Genomic DNA, 17,307 nt, shown 5'->3' on the forward strand with positions numbered 1-17,307 from the left:
CCGGACGGAGGTGGGGTCGGCCCGCATCAGAGCGGAGCGCCCACGCCTCCCACCGTGTCGTGAGGCCGGCCGGGCGCGTCCCTCCGCCCGCGTTCCACGACCGAGTCGAGGATCTCGCCGACCCTGATCGCGGTGTTCGACAGCAGGGACGACGTGATGCCGTGGGTGTGCTCCGTACCGCCCTGCAGATAGACGCCGCACCGCAGGCCGGGATCGGTCGCCACGCGGTAGTCGCGCTCGACACGGACCCGCCCCTGGTCGTCGAGCAGGCAGTGCTCCGCGATGTCGCCGAGCAGGCCGAGCGCGTCGGCGGGCCGGTAACCGGTGGCGTAGACGACCACATCGGCGTCCAGCGTCGTCCGTTCCCCGGTGACCAGCGATTCGACCGTGGTGCGGACCGCGTCGGGTGTCTCGACGGCGTCGACGACCCGGGAGACGTTGAGGAAGCGCAGCCGCTCGGTACCGAGGACCTTCTCCTGGTACGCCGTGCGGTAGAGGTCGTCGATGAGGTCGATGTCCACCACGGCGTAGTTGGTGTTGCCGTGATAACCCATCAGTCTGCGTTTGGTCTCGTCCGGGGCGGTGAAGTACTCGTCGACCGCGTCCGGGTCGAAGATCCGGTTGGCGAAACCGCTGTCGTCGGCGGGGCTGTAGCCGTAGCGCGAGAAGACCGCGCAGACCTCGGCCTCCGGGAAGCGGCGGTGCAGATAGGCCACGTTCTCGGCCGCGCTCTGACCCGCTCCGACGACGACGAAGCGGGACGGCGGCTCGGCCCCGTCCAGGCCCTCCACCCTGGCCAGCAGGTCGGAGGTGTGCCAGATCCGGTCCGTACGCTCGATCCCTTCGGGCATCTGCGGCCGCAGGCCCGTGCCGATCACGAGGTTCCGCGCCCGGTGGACCACTGTCTCGGACCCCGAACGGGAGGTCACGTCCACGTACTCCACGACACCGCCGAGCACGACCGGCCTGACGTCGATGACCTCGTGCCCGTAGGACACCATGTCGTCCACCTTCGCGGCGGCCCATTCGAAGTAGGCGTGGAACTCGACCCGCAGCGGGAAGAGGCTCTTGCCGTTCACGAAGTCGACCAGCCGCCCCTGGCTCTGCAGGTAGCAGAGGAAGCTGAACTCGCTCGACGGGTTCCGCAGCGTCACCAGGTCCTTGAGGAAGGACACCTGCATCGTGGCGTCGTCGATCAGCATCCCGCGGTGCCAGCCGAACCGCGGCTGCTTCTCGAAGAAGTGAGCGGTGACGGCCTGCTGCCTGCCGACGCGTTCGTTGCGCTCCGTGAGCGCTATCGCCATGGCCACATTGGACGGTCCGAAGCCGATTCCTATGAGGTCGTGGACCGGTGGTGCGTCGTCGGGTGAAGCCTGTGACATGTCACTCCCATCGTGCGGGGGCAGCCGCTTTGGCGGACGTGGGGAAAGCGGAACAGAGCACACCGGCTGAGCGGCAGCCGGGGCGAAACTTAGGTAAAGCTAACCTCATCATTGCATGCTGTCGACAGGGCAATCCGGACGGATACCGGGTAAGCCGCAGTCAACTCACCCTGAAGCGACAGGCATTGCATGCTTAGGTTAGGCTTGCTTTACTAAGCTTCATCGTCGTTCCGAGGAGGAACCTGTGCGGGTCGTCATGTTCGGCTATCAGACCTGGGGGCACCGGACCCTGCGAGCTCTCCTGGACTCCGCACATGACGTGGTGCTGGTGGTGACACACCCCAGGAGCGAGCACGCGTACGAGAAGATCTGGAGCGACTCGGTCGCCGACCTCGCCGAGGAGAACGGCGTGCCCGTCCTGATCCGCAACCGGCCCGACGACGAGGAGCTGTTCGCCCGTCTCAAGGAGGCGGAACCGGACATCATCGTGGCCAACAACTGGCGTACGTGGATTCCGCCGCACATCTACGGGCTCCCCCGGCACGGCACACTCAACGTGCACGATTCGCTGCTCCCGAAGTACGCGGGCTTCTCGCCCCTGATCTGGGCGCTGATCAACGGTGAGCGCGAGGTGGGCGTGACCGCGCACATGATGGACGCCGAGCTCGACGCCGGGGACATCGTGGTGCAGCGCGCGGTGGAGGTCGGACCCGCCGACACGGCGACGGACCTGTTCCACAGGACCGTCGACCTCATCGCCCCCGTCACCACTGAGGCGCTCGACCTCATCGCCTCCGGACACACGGAATTCACCCGGCAGGACCGGTCCCTGGCGAGCTTCTTCCACAAGCGCGCCGAGGAGGACATCCGCATCGACTGGAACTGGCCGGCCGAGGACCTCGAGCGTCTCGTGCGCGCGCAGTCCGCCCCGTACCCCAGCGCGTTCACCCATCACCGGGGCAGGCGTCTGGAGATCGTGACGGCGGTCGTGTCCGAGGGGCGCTACGGCGGCACCCCCGGAAGGATCTTCTACCGCGAGGGCGACGGAGTGGTGATCGTCGCAGGGGCGGACGCCCGGACCGGCCGCAACCGCGGTCTGGCCGTCACCCGGGTGCGTACGGATGACGGCCAGGAGCTGCCCGCGACTGAGTACTTCACCTCGATGGGCGGCTACCTCACCGGCCGGCCCTGACCTCCCGGCCTCCTGCCGGCCGTCGCCACGTTAGGAAGAACCATGCACCAGCCGAGCGTGCCGGGGACGGCACCCGGGCCCCGGACCGCGGGCGTGACGCCGGCGGGCGTGCTGAGCCTCAACGCCTATCTCATGTACGCGACGGGCAAGGCCGCACGCCGCAGGCTCACCGGCACGCTGACGGCTCACGGGCTGCGGCTGTGGCACCTGACGATCCTGGCCATGCTGGACGAGACCGGCCCGCTGTCCAAGGGCGATCTGGCCTCGCGACTGGACATGAACCAGAGCGATCTGACCAGGACCGTCACGGACCTGGACGCGGCCGGATACGTCGTGTGCGCCCGCGATCCCTCGGACCGCCGCCGGATCGAGGTGGCCCTGACAGCGGCGGGCCGGTGCGCTCTGGCACGGCTCGACGCGGAGGTGTCCGCCACCGAGGCGGACCTGCTCGCCCCGCTGAGCCCTGGCGAACGCGAGCTGTTCGCCTCCCTGCTGCGCCGCGTCCACGCGCACCTGGAACGGGACCGGGCGGCCGACGGCCCCATGGACACCGTCCCCGGGCCGCGGGAACCGGGGGAGGCTGTCCCCCGGTGATGGCCCCGCGCGATGCGCCCCTCAGGCTCCGGCCGTCGACTGCGCCTCGGCCGCCGCGCGGTAGAGGCGGCGCAGCCGCACCACGCCCAGGTCGTGCTGGTAGAGGTTCTCCTGCTGGTCGGCGTCCGTCGGCATGGCCTCCAGCATGACGCGGTCCTGTTCCAGGACGTCCCAGTGGCGCTGCTCGATCAGCGTCCGGTAGAGGAAGCGCCAGGAGGCGCGCTGCCAGTCCTCGACCCGGCGGTAGCGCCAGAAGAAGACGCCGCTGCGCCGCTCGTCCACCGGGCAGACCATGCCGACGATGCCGAAGGGACCGCCGGGACCGGCCGACGGCGGGTACGGGATCGAGAGGTCCACCCAGTCCACCCCGGTGCGGCAGAGCTCCACCCAGTCGAAGTTGACGCCGCGCTGGTCGGTCTTCTCGAAGAAGTAGCCGCGCCCGGTCTCCCGGATGCGGAACTTGGCCGTCGTGCCACCGTCGAACATGGTGTGCGAGTCGTGGTGCAGGAACGCGCCGTGCATGGGGTCGAGCAGGTTCTCCACGGCGTACCGCCAGGGCGCGTCCCATTCCGCGTAGCAGAGGAACGCGTCCACGCCGGGGTCGGTCAGCGGCTCCGGCAGGGTCAGCTCGACGGGCTCGGGGTGCTCCTCGTCCCCGAAGTAGGCGAGGATCGCGCCCGCGACCTCGCGCACCGGCAGCGAGGTCACCAGCTTCTTGCCCTCCAGGCTGCACCCCGGCAGCCCGGGCACGGAGGAGACGGTGCCGTCGGACTCGACCTCGACGCCGTGGTACCAGCAGGCGACCCGGTCACCGAGGTGCTTGCCGAGCGAGAGCGGGGCACCACGGTGCGGGCAGCGGTCGGCGAGCATCGACAGGGCGCCGTCGGAGCGCCGGAACAGCAGCCACTGCTCGCCGAGCGCGGTCACCTTGCGCATCGCGCCGGGGGCCACGAAGTGCGAGGGGACGACCGGGTGCCACTGGTTGCGCAGACCGGTGGCGTAGATGTGGTCCGCGGTGGCGGAGGACGACAGCGTCATGGTCAGGCTCCCAGTCGGTTCATCTCGGCACGGAAGGATTCCTCGGTCCACGGGCTGCCGTCGGGGGCGTGGACCTGGCGGGCGTTGAGCCCGCGCACGACGTCGGCGAGCTCGTGTCCCTCGCGGGTGTAGACCTCTTCGAGGGTGGCGGCGAGTTTGTACTCGTACGGGGCCGGCTCGTGCGTACGGGACTGGTGGACGTCCAGGTAGGGCCAGGTGTCGGTCACGGTGTCTCCTGAGAGTGCGGGGGGTGTCAGAGGTCGAGGACGAGCCGGCCGGAGGCGCACCGCGAGACGCAGATCATCATCGTGGTGTTCGCGGCCCGTTCGGCCTCGCTGAGCAGGAAGTCGCGGTGGTCCGGGATGCCTTCGAGGACCCGGGTCTCGCAGGAACCGCAGATGCCGTCGCGGCACGAGTTGTTCACGGTGAGTCCGGCGCTCTCGGCGGCCTCCAGGACGGAGGTCCCGGCACCGACGGTGAGCGTCGTCCCGGAGGTGCGGCACTCGACCTCGAACGCCTCGTCGTCGCCGGTGCGTTCCACCGTCGGCGCGGCGAACCGCTCCAGGCGCAGCCGGTCCGCGGGGCAGCGCTGTTCGACGGCCGCGAGCAGGGGCTCGGGGCCGCAGGAGTACACCAGGGTGCCCTCCGGCAGTCCGGCGAGCGCGGAGTCCAGGTCGATGTGGCCGTGTTCGTCCTGCGGGACGAGCGTGACGTCACCGCCCAGCGCGTCGAGCTCGCCGGTGAACGCCATGGAGGCCCTGCTCCTGCCGCCGTACACCATGCGCCACCGGGCTCCCCTGCGGGCGGCCTCCCGGGCCATCGCCAGCAGTGGGGTGATGCCGATCCCGCCGGCGACGAACACGTAGGAGTCAACGTCCTCCAGCACGAAGTGGTTACGAGGCTCGGAGACCGTGATCTCCTGGCCCGGCCGCAGCTGGGTGTGCACGAAGCGTGAACCGCCTCGCGACGCGGGCTCGTTGAGTACGCCGATGCGGTAGACGTCCGGGGTGTGCGGGTCGCCGCACAGGCTGTACTGGCGGACCTGGCCGCCGGCGTGGACGTCGAGGTGCGCGCCGGGGGTCCAGGCGGGCAGGGGTTTGCCGTCGGGGTGGGTCAGTTCGACGGACAGGACGCCCTCGGCCTCCCAGGTCATACGACGGACGGTCAGCCGCAGCGAATCCTCGCTCATGGTCTGTTGCCTCCTTGCCGGCGGTTCGGTCGGCCGGGCTACTGGCCCGGGATCCTGACGGGCGGGGTGAACGGGTTCTTCATCGGGCCGAGGGCGTCGAGGTCGACCTCGACGAGCGTGGGGCCGTCCGAGGCGATGGCTTCGTCGAGCACCGGGCCCGCGTGCTCCTGGGTGGAGATGCGGGCGTACGGCAGGCCGCAGGCGCGGGCCAGGAGCTCGAAGTCGGGGGTGGTGAGGTCGACTCCCGAGCGGCGCTCGCTGTGGTGGTCCTGCATGTTGCGCAGCACTCCGTAGCCGCCGTCGTTGAAGACGATCAGGGTCAGACGGGGCCGTTCCTGAGCCAGGGTGAGCAGTTCGCCGAGGTGGACGGCGAGTCCGCCGTCGCCCGCGATCACGACGGTGGGCGTGCCGGGCCGCGCGAGCGCCGCGCCGATGCCCATGCCCAGTCCCTGGCCGATGCCTCCGCCGCGCGGGAAGACGTTGTCCTTGGGGTCGTACATCTCCAGGAGCCGGTTGCCCCAGCTGCTGGAGGGGATGGTGACGTCGCGGGCGACGACGGCCTCGCGGGGAAGCGCGGCGCGGATGGCGTCGCAGATCGCTGCCTGCGGTCCGATGTTGTCGTGCAGGATCGCGCGTACCTCGGTGCGTACGGCTCCGACGCGGTCCGTCCAGCCGGGCTCGGCTGTCACGGCGTGCGGCAGCAGGGCCGTCAGGGCGCCCGCCGCTTCACCGTGCAGCGCGTGGGTGACCGGGTGGACCCTGCCGAGGGCGGCCGCGTCGACGTCGATCTGGATGTGGGCCCCGGGGAGTTCCAGGGTGTAGTCCGCGGTCTCGTTCGACCGGAAGTGCGTGCCGATGGTCAGGAGGACGTCCGCGTCCTCGATGAGGGCGCGCACCGCCGGTGTGGTGGCGAAGTTCCCGATGACCTGCGGGTGGTCCTCGGGGACGCTGCCTCGGCCGGAGTTCGAGGTGATCAGTCCGGCTCCGGTCGCCTCCAGCAGCCGGGCCAGCTCGCCGCGGGCGGTGTTCGCGCCGCCGCCGGCCCAGACGAGCGGGCGGCGGGCGGAGGCCAGGAGGGCTCCCGCGGCGGCGAGTTCGCCCTTCGTGGGGGTCGCGGGGGCGCTCTCGGCGTGCTCGGCGGGTTCGTCGGTCTGCGCGGCGTACTGGAGGTCGATCGGCCATTCCACGCTGGCGGGGCCGCCGGGCGCGGTCAGGGCCGAGCGGGCGGCCTCGCGCAGGATCCGGCCCGCCTGTGCGGCGTCCGGCACGCTCGCGGCGTACGCGGAGACGGCTCGGAGCATGCCGAGCTGGTCCTTGGTCTCGTGGATGAATCCCCGCCCGCTCCCCAGGAACTCGCTCTCCACCTGACCGGTGACGTGCAGCACCGAGCTGCCCGCGCTGAGCGCCTCGATCAGCGATCCGGCGGCGTTGCCCGCGCCGGTGCCGGTGGAGGTCAGGGCGCAGCCGAGGGAGCCCCGGGCGCGGCCGTAGGCGTCGGCGGCGTTGACGGCTGATGCCTCGTGCCGCACGGGCACGAAGCGCAGCTCGCGGTCGACGGCTTCGACGAGCGGCAGGTTGTGGACGCTGACGATGCCGAAGACGGTGTCGATGCCGAGTTCGCGCAGGACGGTGACGAGGAGATCGCCTCCGTTGTCGTGACGCATGGTGGTCTCCTCAGAGGATGGAGCGGCCGACGCCGCCGCAGACGTCGATGGCGGTGCCGGTGATGTAGGAGGCGCGGGGTGAGAGCAGGGCGACGACCGCGTACGCGACCTCATCGGCCCGGCCGAGGCGGCCCAGTGCGATGCCCCGGTCCTCGGCCAGTTCCGTCTGCCATTCCTCGTACGACAGGCCGGAGTCCGCGGCCGCGTGGCGGCGGGTCCACTGGCCGGTGTCGACGAGTCCGAGGCAGACGGAGTTGACCCGGATGCCGTCGGCGGCGAGTTCGACGGACAGGGACTTGGAGAGGTTGAGGATACCGGCGCGTGCGGCGCTCGTCGTGATCAGCCGGGTCTCGGGCTGCTTGGCCAGGACCGCGTTGATGTTGACGACGCTGGCCGCTCCGGACGCGGCCAGATGGGGGCGCGCCGCCTGGAGGGGGTTCAGCACCCCGGCGAACTTCAGCTCCAGTTCGTCACGCCAGTCCTCGGCGGTGGAGTCGTCGAGCCCCTTCATGCGGGACTGTCCCGCGTTGTTGACCAGTCCGTCGATGCCGCCGAACTCCTCGGCGGTACGGCGGACGAAGGCGCGCACCGCGTCGGCGTCCCGTACGTCGCAGACGCCGGTCAGCAGGCGGCCGTTCGCGGCGCCGAGGCCGGCGGCCGCCTCGGCGAGCCGGCCGGCGTCGCGGCCGCAGGTGGCGACGCGCGCGCCCTCGTCGAGCAGGGCGCGGACCGTGGCCAGGCCGACGCCCGAGCTGCCGCCGGTGACCACGATGGTGCGGTCGGCGAGGCCCAGATCCATAACTCGTGTCTCCTGCGGTTCAGTTCATGGTGAAGCCGCCGTTGACGGCGATCACCTGTCCGGTCAGATAGCGGGATTCCTCGCCGAGCAGGAAGGAGACGATCCCGGTGAGGTCGTCCGGCTGCTGCGGGCGGGAGATGGCCCGGTTCACGCGGTAGAGGTCGTGCCGTTCGGCCGGCACGGTCTCGGTCGCCTCGCACTCGGTGAGGCCGGGGGCCACCGCGTTGACGGTGATCCCCCTGTCTCCGAGTTCGCGGGCCATGGCGCGGGTCAGCGCGATGACGGCGCCCTTGGAGGCGATGTAGTGGGCGAGCCGCGGGGAGCCGTACAGCGCGGCGTCCGAGGCGAGGTTGACGATCCGGCCCGGCTCGGTGAAGAGCGGGTAGAGGGCCTTCGACACCAGCCAGGGGCTACGGGCGTTGACCGCCATCAGCCGGTCCCACACCTCGATGTCGATGTCCTGGAACTCACTTCCGCCCACGCCGTTGGCGAGCGCCGCGTTGTTGACCAGGCCGTACAGCGGGCCGAGCTCGCGGACGGCGTCGGCGAGCGCCTCCACGGAGGCGGGGTCGGCGACGTCGCAGCGTACGAAGTGGGCGTCGAGCCCCTCGGCGCGCAGCTCCGCCGCGGCTCGCTCGCCCCGCTCCCTTTCCAGTTCGGCGAGGACGACCCGGAAGCCGTCGGTGCCCGCCCGGCGGGCCATGGCCAGTCCGAGGCCACGGCCCGCTCCGGTGACGACGACGGTGCGCCGGCCTGCCGGGGGCTGGTCAGCCACGAGTGACGCCGTGCATCGGCGAGTACTCGGGGTAGGTCGGCACCTGCGGCTTCTGCGTGCCGATGACGACGCAGAACAGGGCGTCGGTGTCGCCCTCGTTCTTGAGCGAACGGGTGACTCCGGCGGGGACGACGATCATGTCGCGGTAGCCCAGGGTGCGGTACTCGGCCTCGTCGGCGCCGCGGTGGATGCCGACCTTGACCTCGCCCTCCAGGACGAAGAACGCCTCCTCGACGTCGTGGTGGGTGTGGGCCGGGCCCTCGGCGCCGGGCGGCAGCAGCATGTTGGAGAAGGTGAACCCGCCGGAGGGGAGGATCCGGCTGTCGCTCTCGTGGTTGCCGGTGGCGCCGGAGCCGACGTAGCGGATCTGGCCGCGGCGGAACTGCGGGCCGGCCTTCTCCTGGAAGGACAGGGTGTCGAAGTCGGCGACCCGGGAGGCCTTGGTGGCGATGAGGGAGTCGGTGTACGCGGAGAGGTCGTCGCCGTTGTCGTACGCGTCGGTGGTCAGGGGCATGGTGGTGGCTCCTATTCGGGGATGGCCGCGGTGATGCGGAGGTGGGAGAGCACCCAGGCGTCGAAGTGGCCCGGCTGCTCCTGATTGGCCAGGTGACCGGCGTCCTTGACGATCACGTAGGCGGTCCTGTGGATGGCCCCGGCGATGGCCTGGCTCGCCTCGGTGCCGGTGACCCGGTCCTGTTCGCCGCAGAGCACGAGGGTGGGGGCGGCGATGGAAGGGAGTTCGGCGCGCAGGTCGGCGGAGGCCATCGATTCGGCGGCGTGGGCGTAGCCCGGCAGGCGTACCGAGGCGGCCATGGTGTCGACGACGCGGCGTACCAGTTCGTCCGGCGCGTCGGGCGACACCAGCCGGGGGCCACGTGCTTCGGCGAAGGCGCGGGGGCCGAGCTCGGCGAGGTCGGCGGCCCTGGCGCGCATGCCGGCCGCCTTGGCCTCGTCGGTTCCCGAGCCGGGGCTGGAGTCGGCGATGATCAGCGAGGCGACGAGGTCGGGGTGGCGGGTGGCGAGACGCAGCGCGATCACACCGCCCCAGGAGACGCCGAGGACGTGGGCGGTGGTGTCACGCTCCCGGATGAGGGCGGCCGCCGCGTCCGCGTAGCCGTCCAGGTCGAGGGGGGCCTCGGGGTCGGGCGACTTGGCGTACCCGGGGGCGTCCCAGGCCACGACCCGTACGTACGCGGAGAGTTCGGCGAGCTGCGGGGCGAAGGCGGCCGAGGACGAGCCGATGCCGTGCAGGCACAGCAGCAGCGGTCCGTGGTCGCCCGCCTCCTCGACGTGGACGTGGGCGGCGCTCACAGGATCTGCCCGGTCCGGCCGGCGAGTGCGGCGAGGCTGCGCAGCACGGCGTACGGCACCACCTGGCTGGTGGCCGGGTTGACGGGGTCGGGCAGGTGCGCGACCTCGAAGCGGTAGGAGCCGTGGCTGCCGGACGCCTCGATCACATGCCGCGTGTGGTGCGCCGCCGGGTCGGCGACGACCTGGACCCGCACAGCGTCCAGGTCGCCGACGGCCAGCGCGACCGAGGCGGCCACGTTCGTCGACTTGGGGAATTTGACCGGGACGTCGCGGGCGGTCCCGGACATGACCTCGACGGGGCCGGTCGCCGTCCGCATGCGTCCCAGCAGTTCCTCTTCCATCCAGGGCTGTTCGAGGGTGGAGGGCAGCTTGGTGGTGGTCAGCCGGACCTCGTCGAGCGGGCCGAGGGTGCGTACCGCCTGGAGCAGGTCGAGTCCGCCGACGGCGCCGCCCGTGAAGTACACCCGGCCGGGGCCGGCCGCCAGCAGCCGCTTGGTGAGCTCGTCGTCGGTGAGCGCGCCGGTGGAGGCGATGAGCAGGTCGGTGCCGGAGGCGAGGACCCGCTCGCCCCATTCGCGTACGACACCCTGTCCTGCGGCCTCGACGACGAGGTCACAGGACTCCATCGCCTCCTCGAAGGTGGCCTGCCGCACGGGGGCGGCCTCGCCGAGCGGGCGGTTGTCGACGACGCAGACCAGCTTTGCGCCGGTCACACGCCCTTCGGCGAGCGCGGTGCCGACGACGCGGCCGATGGCGCCCCAGCCGACGACGGCGACCTTGCGTACGGTGTTCATGCGGTGGCCTCCTGGGCGTCTACGGGAACGAGCGGGCCGGCGCCCAGGGCATCGGGGGCGGCGAGCGGGCCGGGGTCCGGGGAGCCGGCCATGCTGCAGCGGATCTCCTTCGACGGCGCGCCGGCCGTCCCCCAGAGGTCGGAGAGTTCGGGGACCCGTCGCCACACCCGGGCGATCCAGGCGTCCTCGACGATCTGGGCGACCTCGGAGGTGTATTCGCAGACCAGCCCGGAGGGGTCGGTGAAGTAGGAGAAGGTGTTGTTCCCCGGGCCGTGCCGGCCGGGGCCCCACTGGGGGGTGATGCCGTGGTGGCGCAGCCGTCCGAGGCCCCGCATGAAGTGGTCGACCGAGGTCATCTCGTACGCCACGTGGTTCAGGGAGGTCCACTCCGCCTGGTTGAAGGCGATGCAGTGGTGGTCGCTGTTGCAGCGCAGGAACGCCATCTGGTGTTCGGACCAGTCGGAGACGCGCAGGCCGAGTACATCGCAGTAGAAGGAGACGGCGGCGTCGATGTCGGTGGTGTTGAGCACGGCGTGCGTGACTCCGACGGGGACGGCGCCGTCCCGGCCGCGCGGGACGACGGCCTCGACCTGGGCGCTGATCTCGATGAGACGCCCCTCGGGGTCGGTGAAGCGCAGGCCGTAACCGCCGCCGGCCTGGTCCAGCGGGCCTGGTCCGGTGACGGGCACCAGGGAGCGCGCTTCGAGGCGGCGCGCCGCCTCGTCGACCTCGGCGGGTGTGGCGACGGCGAAGGCGATCCTGCCGAGGCCGACCCGGTCCCGCTCGGTCAGGTGCAGGACGTGGTGCTCGTCGCTCGTGCCCCGGAGCCAGCGGGCGCCGGTGTCGGACTCGACGGTCTCGAGGCCCCAGACGTCCTCGTAGAAGTCGGCGGCCTCGGTGAAGGCCGGGGTGTGCAGCTCGACGTAGCGGAGCGAGCGGAGCCGGGCGATCGGACCGGGCGGTATCGGGTGCATGGGGTCCCTCCAGGACTGGCAGGTGTGCCGGGTCAGTTGGCCCACGGAAGCGGGTGGTCCGAGATGCCCCAGTACAGGGACTTCTGGCGCTGGTAGGCGCGGATCGCGTCGCGGCCCTTCTCCGTGCCGAGGCCGCTGTCCTTCCACCCGCTGAAGGGGGTGGAGGCGCTGAACTGCTTGTAGGTGTTGATCCAGACGGTTCCGGCCTCGATCCGGCGCGCCAGCGCCCCGGCGGCGCGCAGGTCGCGGGTCCAGATCCCGCAGGCCAGGCCGTAGACGGAGTCGTTGGCCTGGCGGACCAGGTCGTCCTCGTCGTCGTAGGGCAGGGCGACCAGGACCGGGCCGAAGATCTCCTCCTGGCAGGTGCGCGAGGTGTTCGGGAGGCCGTCGAGCACGGTGGGCAGGTAGTACGCCCCGGCCTCGTACAGCTCTCCCTCGGGCGCCGCACCGCCGCACAGCACGCGGGCCCCTTCGGACCGGGCGAGGTCGACGTACGCGGCGACGGAGTCGCGGTGGCGGTGGTGCACCAGGGGGCCGACCTGGGTGGCCGGGTCGGTGCCGGGGCCGACGCGCAGCTTGCGTACGCGCTCGACCAGTTCACCGACGAAGGAGTCGTAGATCTCGCGTGCCACGAAGAGCCGGGATCCGGCGATGCAGGACTGGCCGCTGGACGAGAAGATCCCGAACAGCACGCCGGCCAGGGCCTGTTCGACGTCGGCGTCGGCGCGCACGATCGTCGGCGACTTGCCGCCCAGCTCCAGTGAGGCGGGGATCAGCTTCCGGGCGGCGGTCTCGGCGATGGACCGCCCGGTCTCCGTGCCCCCGGTGAACCCGATCCGGCCGACGAGGGGGTGGCGCACGAGGGCGTCACCGACCACCCGGCCGCTGCCGGGCAGCACGGAGAGCAGTGCGGCCGGCAGCCGGAACTCGTCGAGCGCCTGGAAGACGATCCGCCCGAGCGCCAGGGAGACCAGGGGGGTCCAGGCCGCGGGCTTGAGGATCACAGCGTTGCCGGCGGCGAGCGCGGGAGCGATCTTCTGGGCGTCGCTGGCGACCGGGGAGTTCCAGGGGTTGATCGCGCCCACGACGCCGATGGGCTCGTGCGTGCTCACCGTGACGTACGGGCCCCGGGACGGGGTCACCGACTCCTCGGCCGTCTCCAGGACGGCCGCCATGTAGCGGAACGTGCCCGCCGCGCTGAGCGCGAGGGCCCTGGTCTCGGTGAGGGTCTTTCCGGTGTCGGCGGTCTGCAGGGCGGAGAGCTCGTCGGCGGCCCGCTCGGTGAGCTCGCCGATGCGGTGCAGGAGCCGTGCCCGCTCATGGGCGGGCAGGTCACGCCAGGCCGGGTCCGCCACGGCCCGCGCCGCGGCTTCCGCCGCTTCGGCGACCTCGTCCGCCGAGGCGGAGTGGACGGTGGCGAGGACGCGGCCGGTCGCCGGGTCGACCGTGTCGACGGGCTCGCCCGCACCGCGCCGCCACTGGCCCGCGATCAGGATGTGGGTGGGGAACTGCAGCACGGGTGGACCTCCGGACGAGGCGGAAAAGGGGTCGACTCCGGGCGCGGACAGGCTCGTTGGGTTGCCGCCCCCGGACTGCCGAAGTGCTAGAAATCTAAGCGCTTAAGTTTCTCGACACAAGACCCTGCGGTGAAATCGTTGCCCGAGAGGTCTTGAGCACCACTTCCACGCGATCGATGATGGTGTCCGAGTCGCGGGGAGCAAGCTTCCTAAGCTCTTAACTATTGACCACTTAGATATAGCCCCCTACTGTCTCCGCAACTCATCTGCCCGCGGAAGGACCCCCTCCATGACGACTGTGGCCGGCAAGCCCGCTCTCGGCTCGATCGCCGCGAGACTCGAACGACTGCCGCACTCGCGCTGGCACATCAAGGTCCGGTTCCTGATCGGCGCCGTCACCTTCTTCGAGGCGTTCGACCAGCTGCTGGCCGCGTCCGCACTGCCCGTCCTGATGAAGGAATGGCACCTGTCCACCGGGCAGGCCACCTTCGCCGTCACCTCCGCCTCCATCGGCATGCTGCTCGGCGCCCTCGCGGCGGGCTGGCTGGGCGACCGCATCGGACGCGTGCGCACCGTCGCCCTGGGCGTCGGGGTCACGGGCCTCGCCAGCCTCGCCGTGGCCTTCTCCGGCACCATCGAGACGTTCTCGCTCTTCCGGTTCATCCAGGGACTGGGGATCGGCGGCGTCGTGCCGGTCGCGGCGACGTACATCAACGAGATCGCCCGGTCCGACAAGCGGGGCCGCTTCGTCCTGCTGTACGAGATGATCTTCCCGGCCGGACTGGCGGCCGCCACCCTGCTCGCCGTCTGGGTGGTGCCGGCCTTCGGCTGGCGCGCGATGTTCCTCGTGGGCGCGCTCCCCGTGGTGATCGCCGCGATGCTGCCCCGCCACGTCGAGGAGTCCCCGCGCTGGCTGCTGTCCCGTGGACGTACGGCCGAGGCCGAGGCGGCCATCGCCCGGATCGAGGCGGAGGTCGCCCGCGCCACCTCCGAGGAACTCCCCGCGCCGGCTCCGTCCGTGGACACGCCGGACGAGCCCAAGGGCACCCTCATGGACCTGTTCCGGGGACGCTATCTGCGGCGTACGGCTGTCCTGTCCGGCCTGTGGTTCGTGGCGTACTACGTGAACCACGGCATCTCCACCTGGCTGCCCTCCCTCTACACGAAGGAGTTCGGCCTGGACCTCACCACGGCGCTCGTGTACACCCTGGTCAGCAACGTCACCGGCCTGCTGGGCACCTTCGTGGTGGCCATGCTGATCGACCGCATCGGCCGCAGGCCCGCCCTGATCGGCGCCTTCGTCGGCACCGTGCTCTCACTCGCCGTACTGGCGCTCGCCGGCGCGACCTCGGGCGGCCAGGTGGCACTCTTCGCCTCCTGTACGACGTTCTTCCTGTACGCGATCAACGCGGGGCTCTACCTCTACTCCCCCGAGCTGTACCCGACGTCCAACCGGGCCAGGGGCGCGGCGTTCGGCGGCCTGTGGAACCGGTGCGGCGTCATCCTCGGCCCGGTGGCCGTCGGCGCGGTCATCGGGGCAGGCGGCGGGCTGGGGCTGGTCTTCGCGCAGCTCGCCGTCGTGGGGGCGGTGGGCGCCGTGATCGCCTGGTTCGCGGTCGAGACCAAGGGCAGGACGCTGGAGGAACTCAACGCCTGATCACGGCGGTGCACGGCCTCCGGCGGGGAGCAGTGAGCGCTGCTCCCCGCCGGAGGCCGTGCACCTGGGCGCGGCGGCACTGCCGTCCCGCTCAGGAAAGCCGCCGTGCTGTTCGCCGTGGTGCTGGTCAGGGCGGTGAGGCGGCGGTCCCGCGGCTGAGCCTCCCATCACCTCAGCGGTAAGATTCTCAGTGCCGTGAGAAGCCGGGGGGACGCCGGCCCACGCCGTACGAGGGGATGAGATGGCAGCATCAAGGCCTGGGGACCAGGACGCCGTGGCGAAGGTGGTCGAGGACTGGGCGCGGGAGCGGCCGGAGCTGGACACGAGCCCGCTCGAGGTCCTCGCCCGGCTCCACCGCTCCTTCCTGCGCTACAGCACCGGACTCACCGAATCCATCGAGCGGCACGGCCTGTCCGTCGCGGGCTTCGACGTCCTCACCGCGCTGCGCAGGTCCGGGGAGCCCTACCGGCTGACGGCCGGGCAGCTCGCCGACTCCGGGCTGGTGTCGTCGGCGGGGGTGACCCTGCGGATCGACCGTCTGGAGAAGGACGGCCTCATCGTCCGCGAGCGGGACACCCAGGACCGCAGGGTCGTCTACTCCCGGCTGACGGAGAAGGGCCTCGCGACGGTGGACACGGCGTTCACCGAGCACCTGGACAACGAGAACCGGATGCTCGGAGGGCTGTCCCCCTCCGAGCGCCGGCAGCTCGCGCGGCTGCTCCGCAAGCTGGAGATCTCGATCCTCGACGCCGACGGGGAGCGGTCCGGCGCGGCGGAATGACCGCTGGGCCGACGCGGCTCCACTGTGGCGCGGAGACGGTGTCAGCTCGGCACGGAAGGGCCTCTCCGGGCCCACGACGAGCCGGGTCCGGCCGTCAATCGCCCGTGTGGGAGCACCGGCTTCCCTCGGCCTGCCTCGGCACCCGCATCCGGCGCATGAGGTCGCGCGTCCCGCGCCGATCGAGCGTGGTGCGCCAGACGACTCCCGGATACCGGGCCCGCAAGTGGGAGAGCGCCCTGGTGCCCAGCCCGCTGCGATGGAACTGCTTCTCGATGAGCACCTCGGTGATGACCGCCTCCGCGCAGGAAGCGCAGAGGCGGAAATCCACGTGGCCCACCACCTTGCGCACGTGTACCAGGAGCAGACACTGCGTGTCACCGGCGCCCCACCCGGTCGACTGCACCAGCTCGACCTCGCTGTAGGCGAGCATGCGCCGGTGCCAGTCGCCCTTGCGGTGCCTGCGCAGTCGGTGGCGGCCCCCGCCACCGTGGTGCGTGGGGTGTTCCACGTCGTCCGGCCCACGGAGGGGCGCACGGTGGGGCGTGTCCGTCTTGGCCTGTACGTCGCTTCCCTGCATGACACGCGCCTGCCCCGCCTGCCGCGACCGATGCGTCCCCGCGGCAGGCCGGCCTTCAGGTGCCCGGACCGGGGTCCGGCCGGACGGGCTCGGTGATACCCGCTCTGGCGGCCTCCAGCTGGGCCGCGAACGCGATCCCGAGGAACAGGACGATGCCGGTCAGGTTGGCCCACAGCAGCAGCGCCACGAACGCGGTCAGCGGGCCGTATACGGCACCGAACGAGCCGCTCCTGCCCACGTAGAACGTGAGCAGCCAGGTGGCCGCGACCCACAGGACCAGATGCACGGCGGAGCCGAAGACCAGCCACGTGTAGCCGGGCTGCACGCGCCGGGGCGACCAGCGGAAGATCACGGCGGAGGCCAGTGCGGCGCAGACCGTTCCGACCGGTATCTCGAGGACGTCCCACCAGCCGAGCCAGGACCGCGACCAGCCGAGGGCCTCCACCACCGAGTCCCCGACGGCTTCGCCGGCGACCAGCACGAGGAACCCCAGCATCAGCGGCAGCCCCGCGGCGACGGCCAGCAGCAGGCCGCGACCGTACTTGACGAGGAAGGGGCGATCGCGCTCGATGCCGTAGATGCGGTTGCAGCCTCGTTCGATCTGGCCCATCGCCGAGGCGAGATTGAGCACGGCGAAGCCGAGGCCGAGCCACATCGCCAGGGCCCCCGCCGTCGTGGAATCCGCGCTCCGGCGGGTGTCCCGCAACGCTCCTTGCACGAGTTCCACGCTGGCGCCGGGCACGATCCTTCCGAGCGTCAGCTCGATCACGCGGCCGATGCTCTCGGTGTGCACCGTCGTGGCCACGCCCACCAGCGCGATCACGAAGGGCACCATGCCCACGACCACCTGAAACCCGAGGGACCTCGCGAAGCTGAACCCGTCGGCGTACCGGAAACGTGCGAAGGCGTCGAGGAACAGCTTGCGCCCGCCGTAATGCCGCAGCGCGCTGAGAGCTTCGTCCCCCGAGAGCTCCTCCCCGATCATGTCCCGCGTCTGCGGTACATGGACGACTGTCCCCATGACACCTCTCCTACGACCGTCGGTTCTGCTGTCCCGACCCGA

General features: G+C 71.3%; 18 protein-coding genes. 4 read left to right on the plus strand and 14 right to left on the minus strand.

Translation table 11 applies throughout. The features are described from left to right. Window positions 1–26 precede the first annotated feature (26 nt). The gene (locus tag ACIP63_RS16310; protein ID WP_401516044.1) at window positions 27–1,382 is read right to left on the minus strand and encodes a lysine N(6)-hydroxylase/L-ornithine N(5)-oxygenase family protein; all 1,356 of its coding nucleotides are present in this window, start codon (window positions 1,380–1,382) and stop codon (window positions 27–29) included. Window positions 1,383–1,626: 244 nt separating this feature from the next. Between ACIP63_RS16310 and ACIP63_RS16315 the strand changes: the two genes are divergently transcribed. Both ACIP63_RS16315 and ACIP63_RS16320 read left to right on the plus strand, forming a co-directional pair. After that, the gene (locus ACIP63_RS16315) at window positions 1,627–2,574 is read left to right on the plus strand and encodes a methionyl-tRNA formyltransferase (RefSeq protein WP_401516047.1); all 948 of its coding nucleotides are present in this window, start codon (window positions 1,627–1,629) and stop codon (window positions 2,572–2,574) included. Between the two features lie 42 nt (window positions 2,575–2,616). Continuing rightward, window positions 2,617–3,168, plus strand: coding sequence for a MarR family winged helix-turn-helix transcriptional regulator (locus tag ACIP63_RS16320; RefSeq protein ID WP_401516050.1), 552 nt, complete (start codon window positions 2,617–2,619; stop codon window positions 3,166–3,168). A 21-nt stretch (window positions 3,169–3,189) separates the two neighbouring features. On the opposite strand, the gene ACIP63_RS16325 is transcribed toward ACIP63_RS16320, so the two are convergent. Genes ACIP63_RS16325 through ACIP63_RS16375 form a run of 11 tightly spaced genes read right to left on the minus strand, consistent with a single transcriptional unit; the run spans window position 3,190 to window position 13,229 of the window. Then, entirely contained in the window at window positions 3,190–4,206 is a 1,017-nt protein-coding gene (locus tag ACIP63_RS16325) for a Rieske 2Fe-2S domain-containing protein (protein WP_401516053.1), read from the minus strand. Between the two features lie 2 nt (window positions 4,207–4,208). After that, the gene (locus ACIP63_RS16330) at window positions 4,209–4,433 is read right to left on the minus strand and encodes a recombinase-like helix-turn-helix domain-containing protein (RefSeq protein WP_401516056.1); all 225 of its coding nucleotides are present in this window, start codon (window positions 4,431–4,433) and stop codon (window positions 4,209–4,211) included. A 26-nt stretch (window positions 4,434–4,459) separates the two neighbouring features. Further along, entirely contained in the window at window positions 4,460–5,395 is a 936-nt protein-coding gene (locus tag ACIP63_RS16335) for a PDR/VanB family oxidoreductase (RefSeq protein WP_401516058.1), read from the minus strand. Between the two features lie 38 nt (window positions 5,396–5,433). Then, window positions 5,434–7,059, minus strand: coding sequence for a thiamine pyrophosphate-binding protein (locus ACIP63_RS16340; RefSeq protein ID WP_401516061.1), 1,626 nt, complete (start codon window positions 7,057–7,059; stop codon window positions 5,434–5,436). A gap of 10 nt (window positions 7,060–7,069) precedes the next feature. Next, window positions 7,070–7,858, minus strand: a complete 789-nt coding sequence (locus ACIP63_RS16345) for an SDR family oxidoreductase (RefSeq protein ID WP_401516064.1) — start codon at window positions 7,856–7,858, stop codon at window positions 7,070–7,072. Window positions 7,859–7,877: 19 nt separating this feature from the next. Then, complete coding sequence (locus ACIP63_RS16350; protein WP_401516067.1) at window positions 7,878–8,633, minus strand: SDR family oxidoreductase; 756 nt, start codon at window positions 8,631–8,633, stop codon at window positions 7,878–7,880. Then, the gene (locus ACIP63_RS16355; protein WP_073749699.1) at window positions 8,626–9,147 is read right to left on the minus strand and encodes a cupin domain-containing protein; all 522 of its coding nucleotides are present in this window, start codon (window positions 9,145–9,147) and stop codon (window positions 8,626–8,628) included. Before ACIP63_RS16355 ends, ACIP63_RS16350 begins: the two co-directional genes overlap by 8 nt. Before the next feature lie 11 nt (window positions 9,148–9,158). Continuing rightward, entirely contained in the window at window positions 9,159–9,944 is a 786-nt protein-coding gene (locus ACIP63_RS16360) for an alpha/beta fold hydrolase (RefSeq protein ID WP_401516070.1), read from the minus strand. Beyond that, the gene (locus ACIP63_RS16365; protein ID WP_401516073.1) at window positions 9,941–10,738 is read right to left on the minus strand and encodes an aspartate dehydrogenase domain-containing protein; all 798 of its coding nucleotides are present in this window, start codon (window positions 10,736–10,738) and stop codon (window positions 9,941–9,943) included. Before ACIP63_RS16365 ends, ACIP63_RS16360 begins: the two co-directional genes overlap by 4 nt. Then, window positions 10,735–11,712, minus strand: coding sequence for a VOC family protein (locus ACIP63_RS16370; protein WP_401516075.1), 978 nt, complete (start codon window positions 11,710–11,712; stop codon window positions 10,735–10,737). The genes ACIP63_RS16365 and ACIP63_RS16370 overlap by 4 nt, the downstream gene beginning before the upstream one ends. A gap of 32 nt (window positions 11,713–11,744) precedes the next feature. After that, window positions 11,745–13,229: an aldehyde dehydrogenase gene (locus tag ACIP63_RS16375; RefSeq protein ID WP_401516078.1), complete on the minus strand. Its 1,485-nt coding sequence runs from the start codon at window positions 13,227–13,229 to the stop codon at window positions 11,745–11,747. A gap of 289 nt (window positions 13,230–13,518) precedes the next feature. Here ACIP63_RS16375 and ACIP63_RS16380 point away from each other — a divergent pair, with 289 nt between their 5' ends. Beyond that, window positions 13,519–14,886, plus strand: a complete 1,368-nt coding sequence (locus ACIP63_RS16380) for an MFS transporter (protein WP_401516081.1) — start codon at window positions 13,519–13,521, stop codon at window positions 14,884–14,886. 241 nt (window positions 14,887–15,127) lie between these two features. Beyond that, window positions 15,128–15,667 carry a MarR family winged helix-turn-helix transcriptional regulator gene (locus ACIP63_RS16385; protein ID WP_401516084.1) on the plus strand — a complete coding sequence of 180 codons (540 nt, stop codon included), beginning with the start codon at window positions 15,128–15,130 and terminating at the stop codon, window positions 15,665–15,667. Window positions 15,668–15,761: 94 nt separating this feature from the next. Here the strand turns inward: ACIP63_RS16385 and ACIP63_RS16390 are convergent, their stop codons facing one another. Together ACIP63_RS16390 and ACIP63_RS16395 are read right to left on the minus strand one after the other, a co-directional pair. Further along, window positions 15,762–16,244, minus strand: a complete 483-nt coding sequence (locus ACIP63_RS16390; protein ID WP_401516087.1) for a hypothetical protein — start codon at window positions 16,242–16,244, stop codon at window positions 15,762–15,764. A gap of 55 nt (window positions 16,245–16,299) precedes the next feature. Then, the gene (locus ACIP63_RS16395; protein ID WP_401516090.1) at window positions 16,300–17,265 is read right to left on the minus strand and encodes a YihY/virulence factor BrkB family protein; all 966 of its coding nucleotides are present in this window, start codon (window positions 17,263–17,265) and stop codon (window positions 16,300–16,302) included. Window positions 17,266–17,307 lie beyond the last annotated feature (42 nt).

Source organism: Streptomyces sp. NPDC088746, assembly GCF_044751065.1.
In the GTDB taxonomy this organism is placed as follows: domain Bacteria; phylum Actinomycetota; class Actinomycetes; order Streptomycetales; family Streptomycetaceae; genus Streptomyces.

Bases quoted from the DNA above. Each gene is read 5' to 3' on its own strand.
- ACIP63_RS16365 (WP_401516073.1), bottom strand. From the start codon at position 10,738: ATGAACACCGTACGCAAGGTCGCCGTCGTCGGCTGGGGCGCCATCGGC.
- ACIP63_RS16385 (WP_401516084.1), top strand. From the start codon at position 15,128: ATGGCAGCATCAAGGCCTGGGGACCAGGACGCCGTGGCGAAGGTGGTC.
- ACIP63_RS16335 (WP_401516058.1), bottom strand. From the start codon at position 5,395: ATGAGCGAGGATTCGCTGCGGCTGACCGTCCGTCGTATGACCTGGGAG.
- ACIP63_RS16370 (WP_401516075.1), bottom strand. From the start codon at position 11,712: ATGCACCCGATACCGCCCGGTCCGATCGCCCGGCTCCGCTCGCTCCGC.
- ACIP63_RS16325 (WP_401516053.1), bottom strand. From the start codon at position 4,206: ATGACGCTGTCGTCCTCCGCCACCGCGGACCACATCTACGCCACCGGT.
- ACIP63_RS16395 (WP_401516090.1), bottom strand. From the start codon at position 17,265: ATGGGGACAGTCGTCCATGTACCGCAGACGCGGGACATGATCGGGGAG.
- ACIP63_RS16310 (WP_401516044.1), bottom strand. From the start codon at position 1,382: ATGTCACAGGCTTCACCCGACGACGCACCACCGGTCCACGACCTCATA.
- ACIP63_RS16340 (WP_401516061.1), bottom strand. From the start codon at position 7,059: ATGCGTCACGACAACGGAGGCGATCTCCTCGTCACCGTCCTGCGCGAA.
- ACIP63_RS16320 (WP_401516050.1), top strand. From the start codon at position 2,617: ATGCACCAGCCGAGCGTGCCGGGGACGGCACCCGGGCCCCGGACCGCG.
- ACIP63_RS16355 (WP_073749699.1), bottom strand. From the start codon at position 9,147: ATGCCCCTGACCACCGACGCGTACGACAACGGCGACGACCTCTCCGCG.
- ACIP63_RS16390 (WP_401516087.1), bottom strand. From the start codon at position 16,244: ATGCAGGGAAGCGACGTACAGGCCAAGACGGACACGCCCCACCGTGCG.
- ACIP63_RS16380 (WP_401516081.1), top strand. From the start codon at position 13,519: ATGACGACTGTGGCCGGCAAGCCCGCTCTCGGCTCGATCGCCGCGAGA.
- ACIP63_RS16345 (WP_401516064.1), bottom strand. From the start codon at position 7,858: ATGGATCTGGGCCTCGCCGACCGCACCATCGTGGTCACCGGCGGCAGC.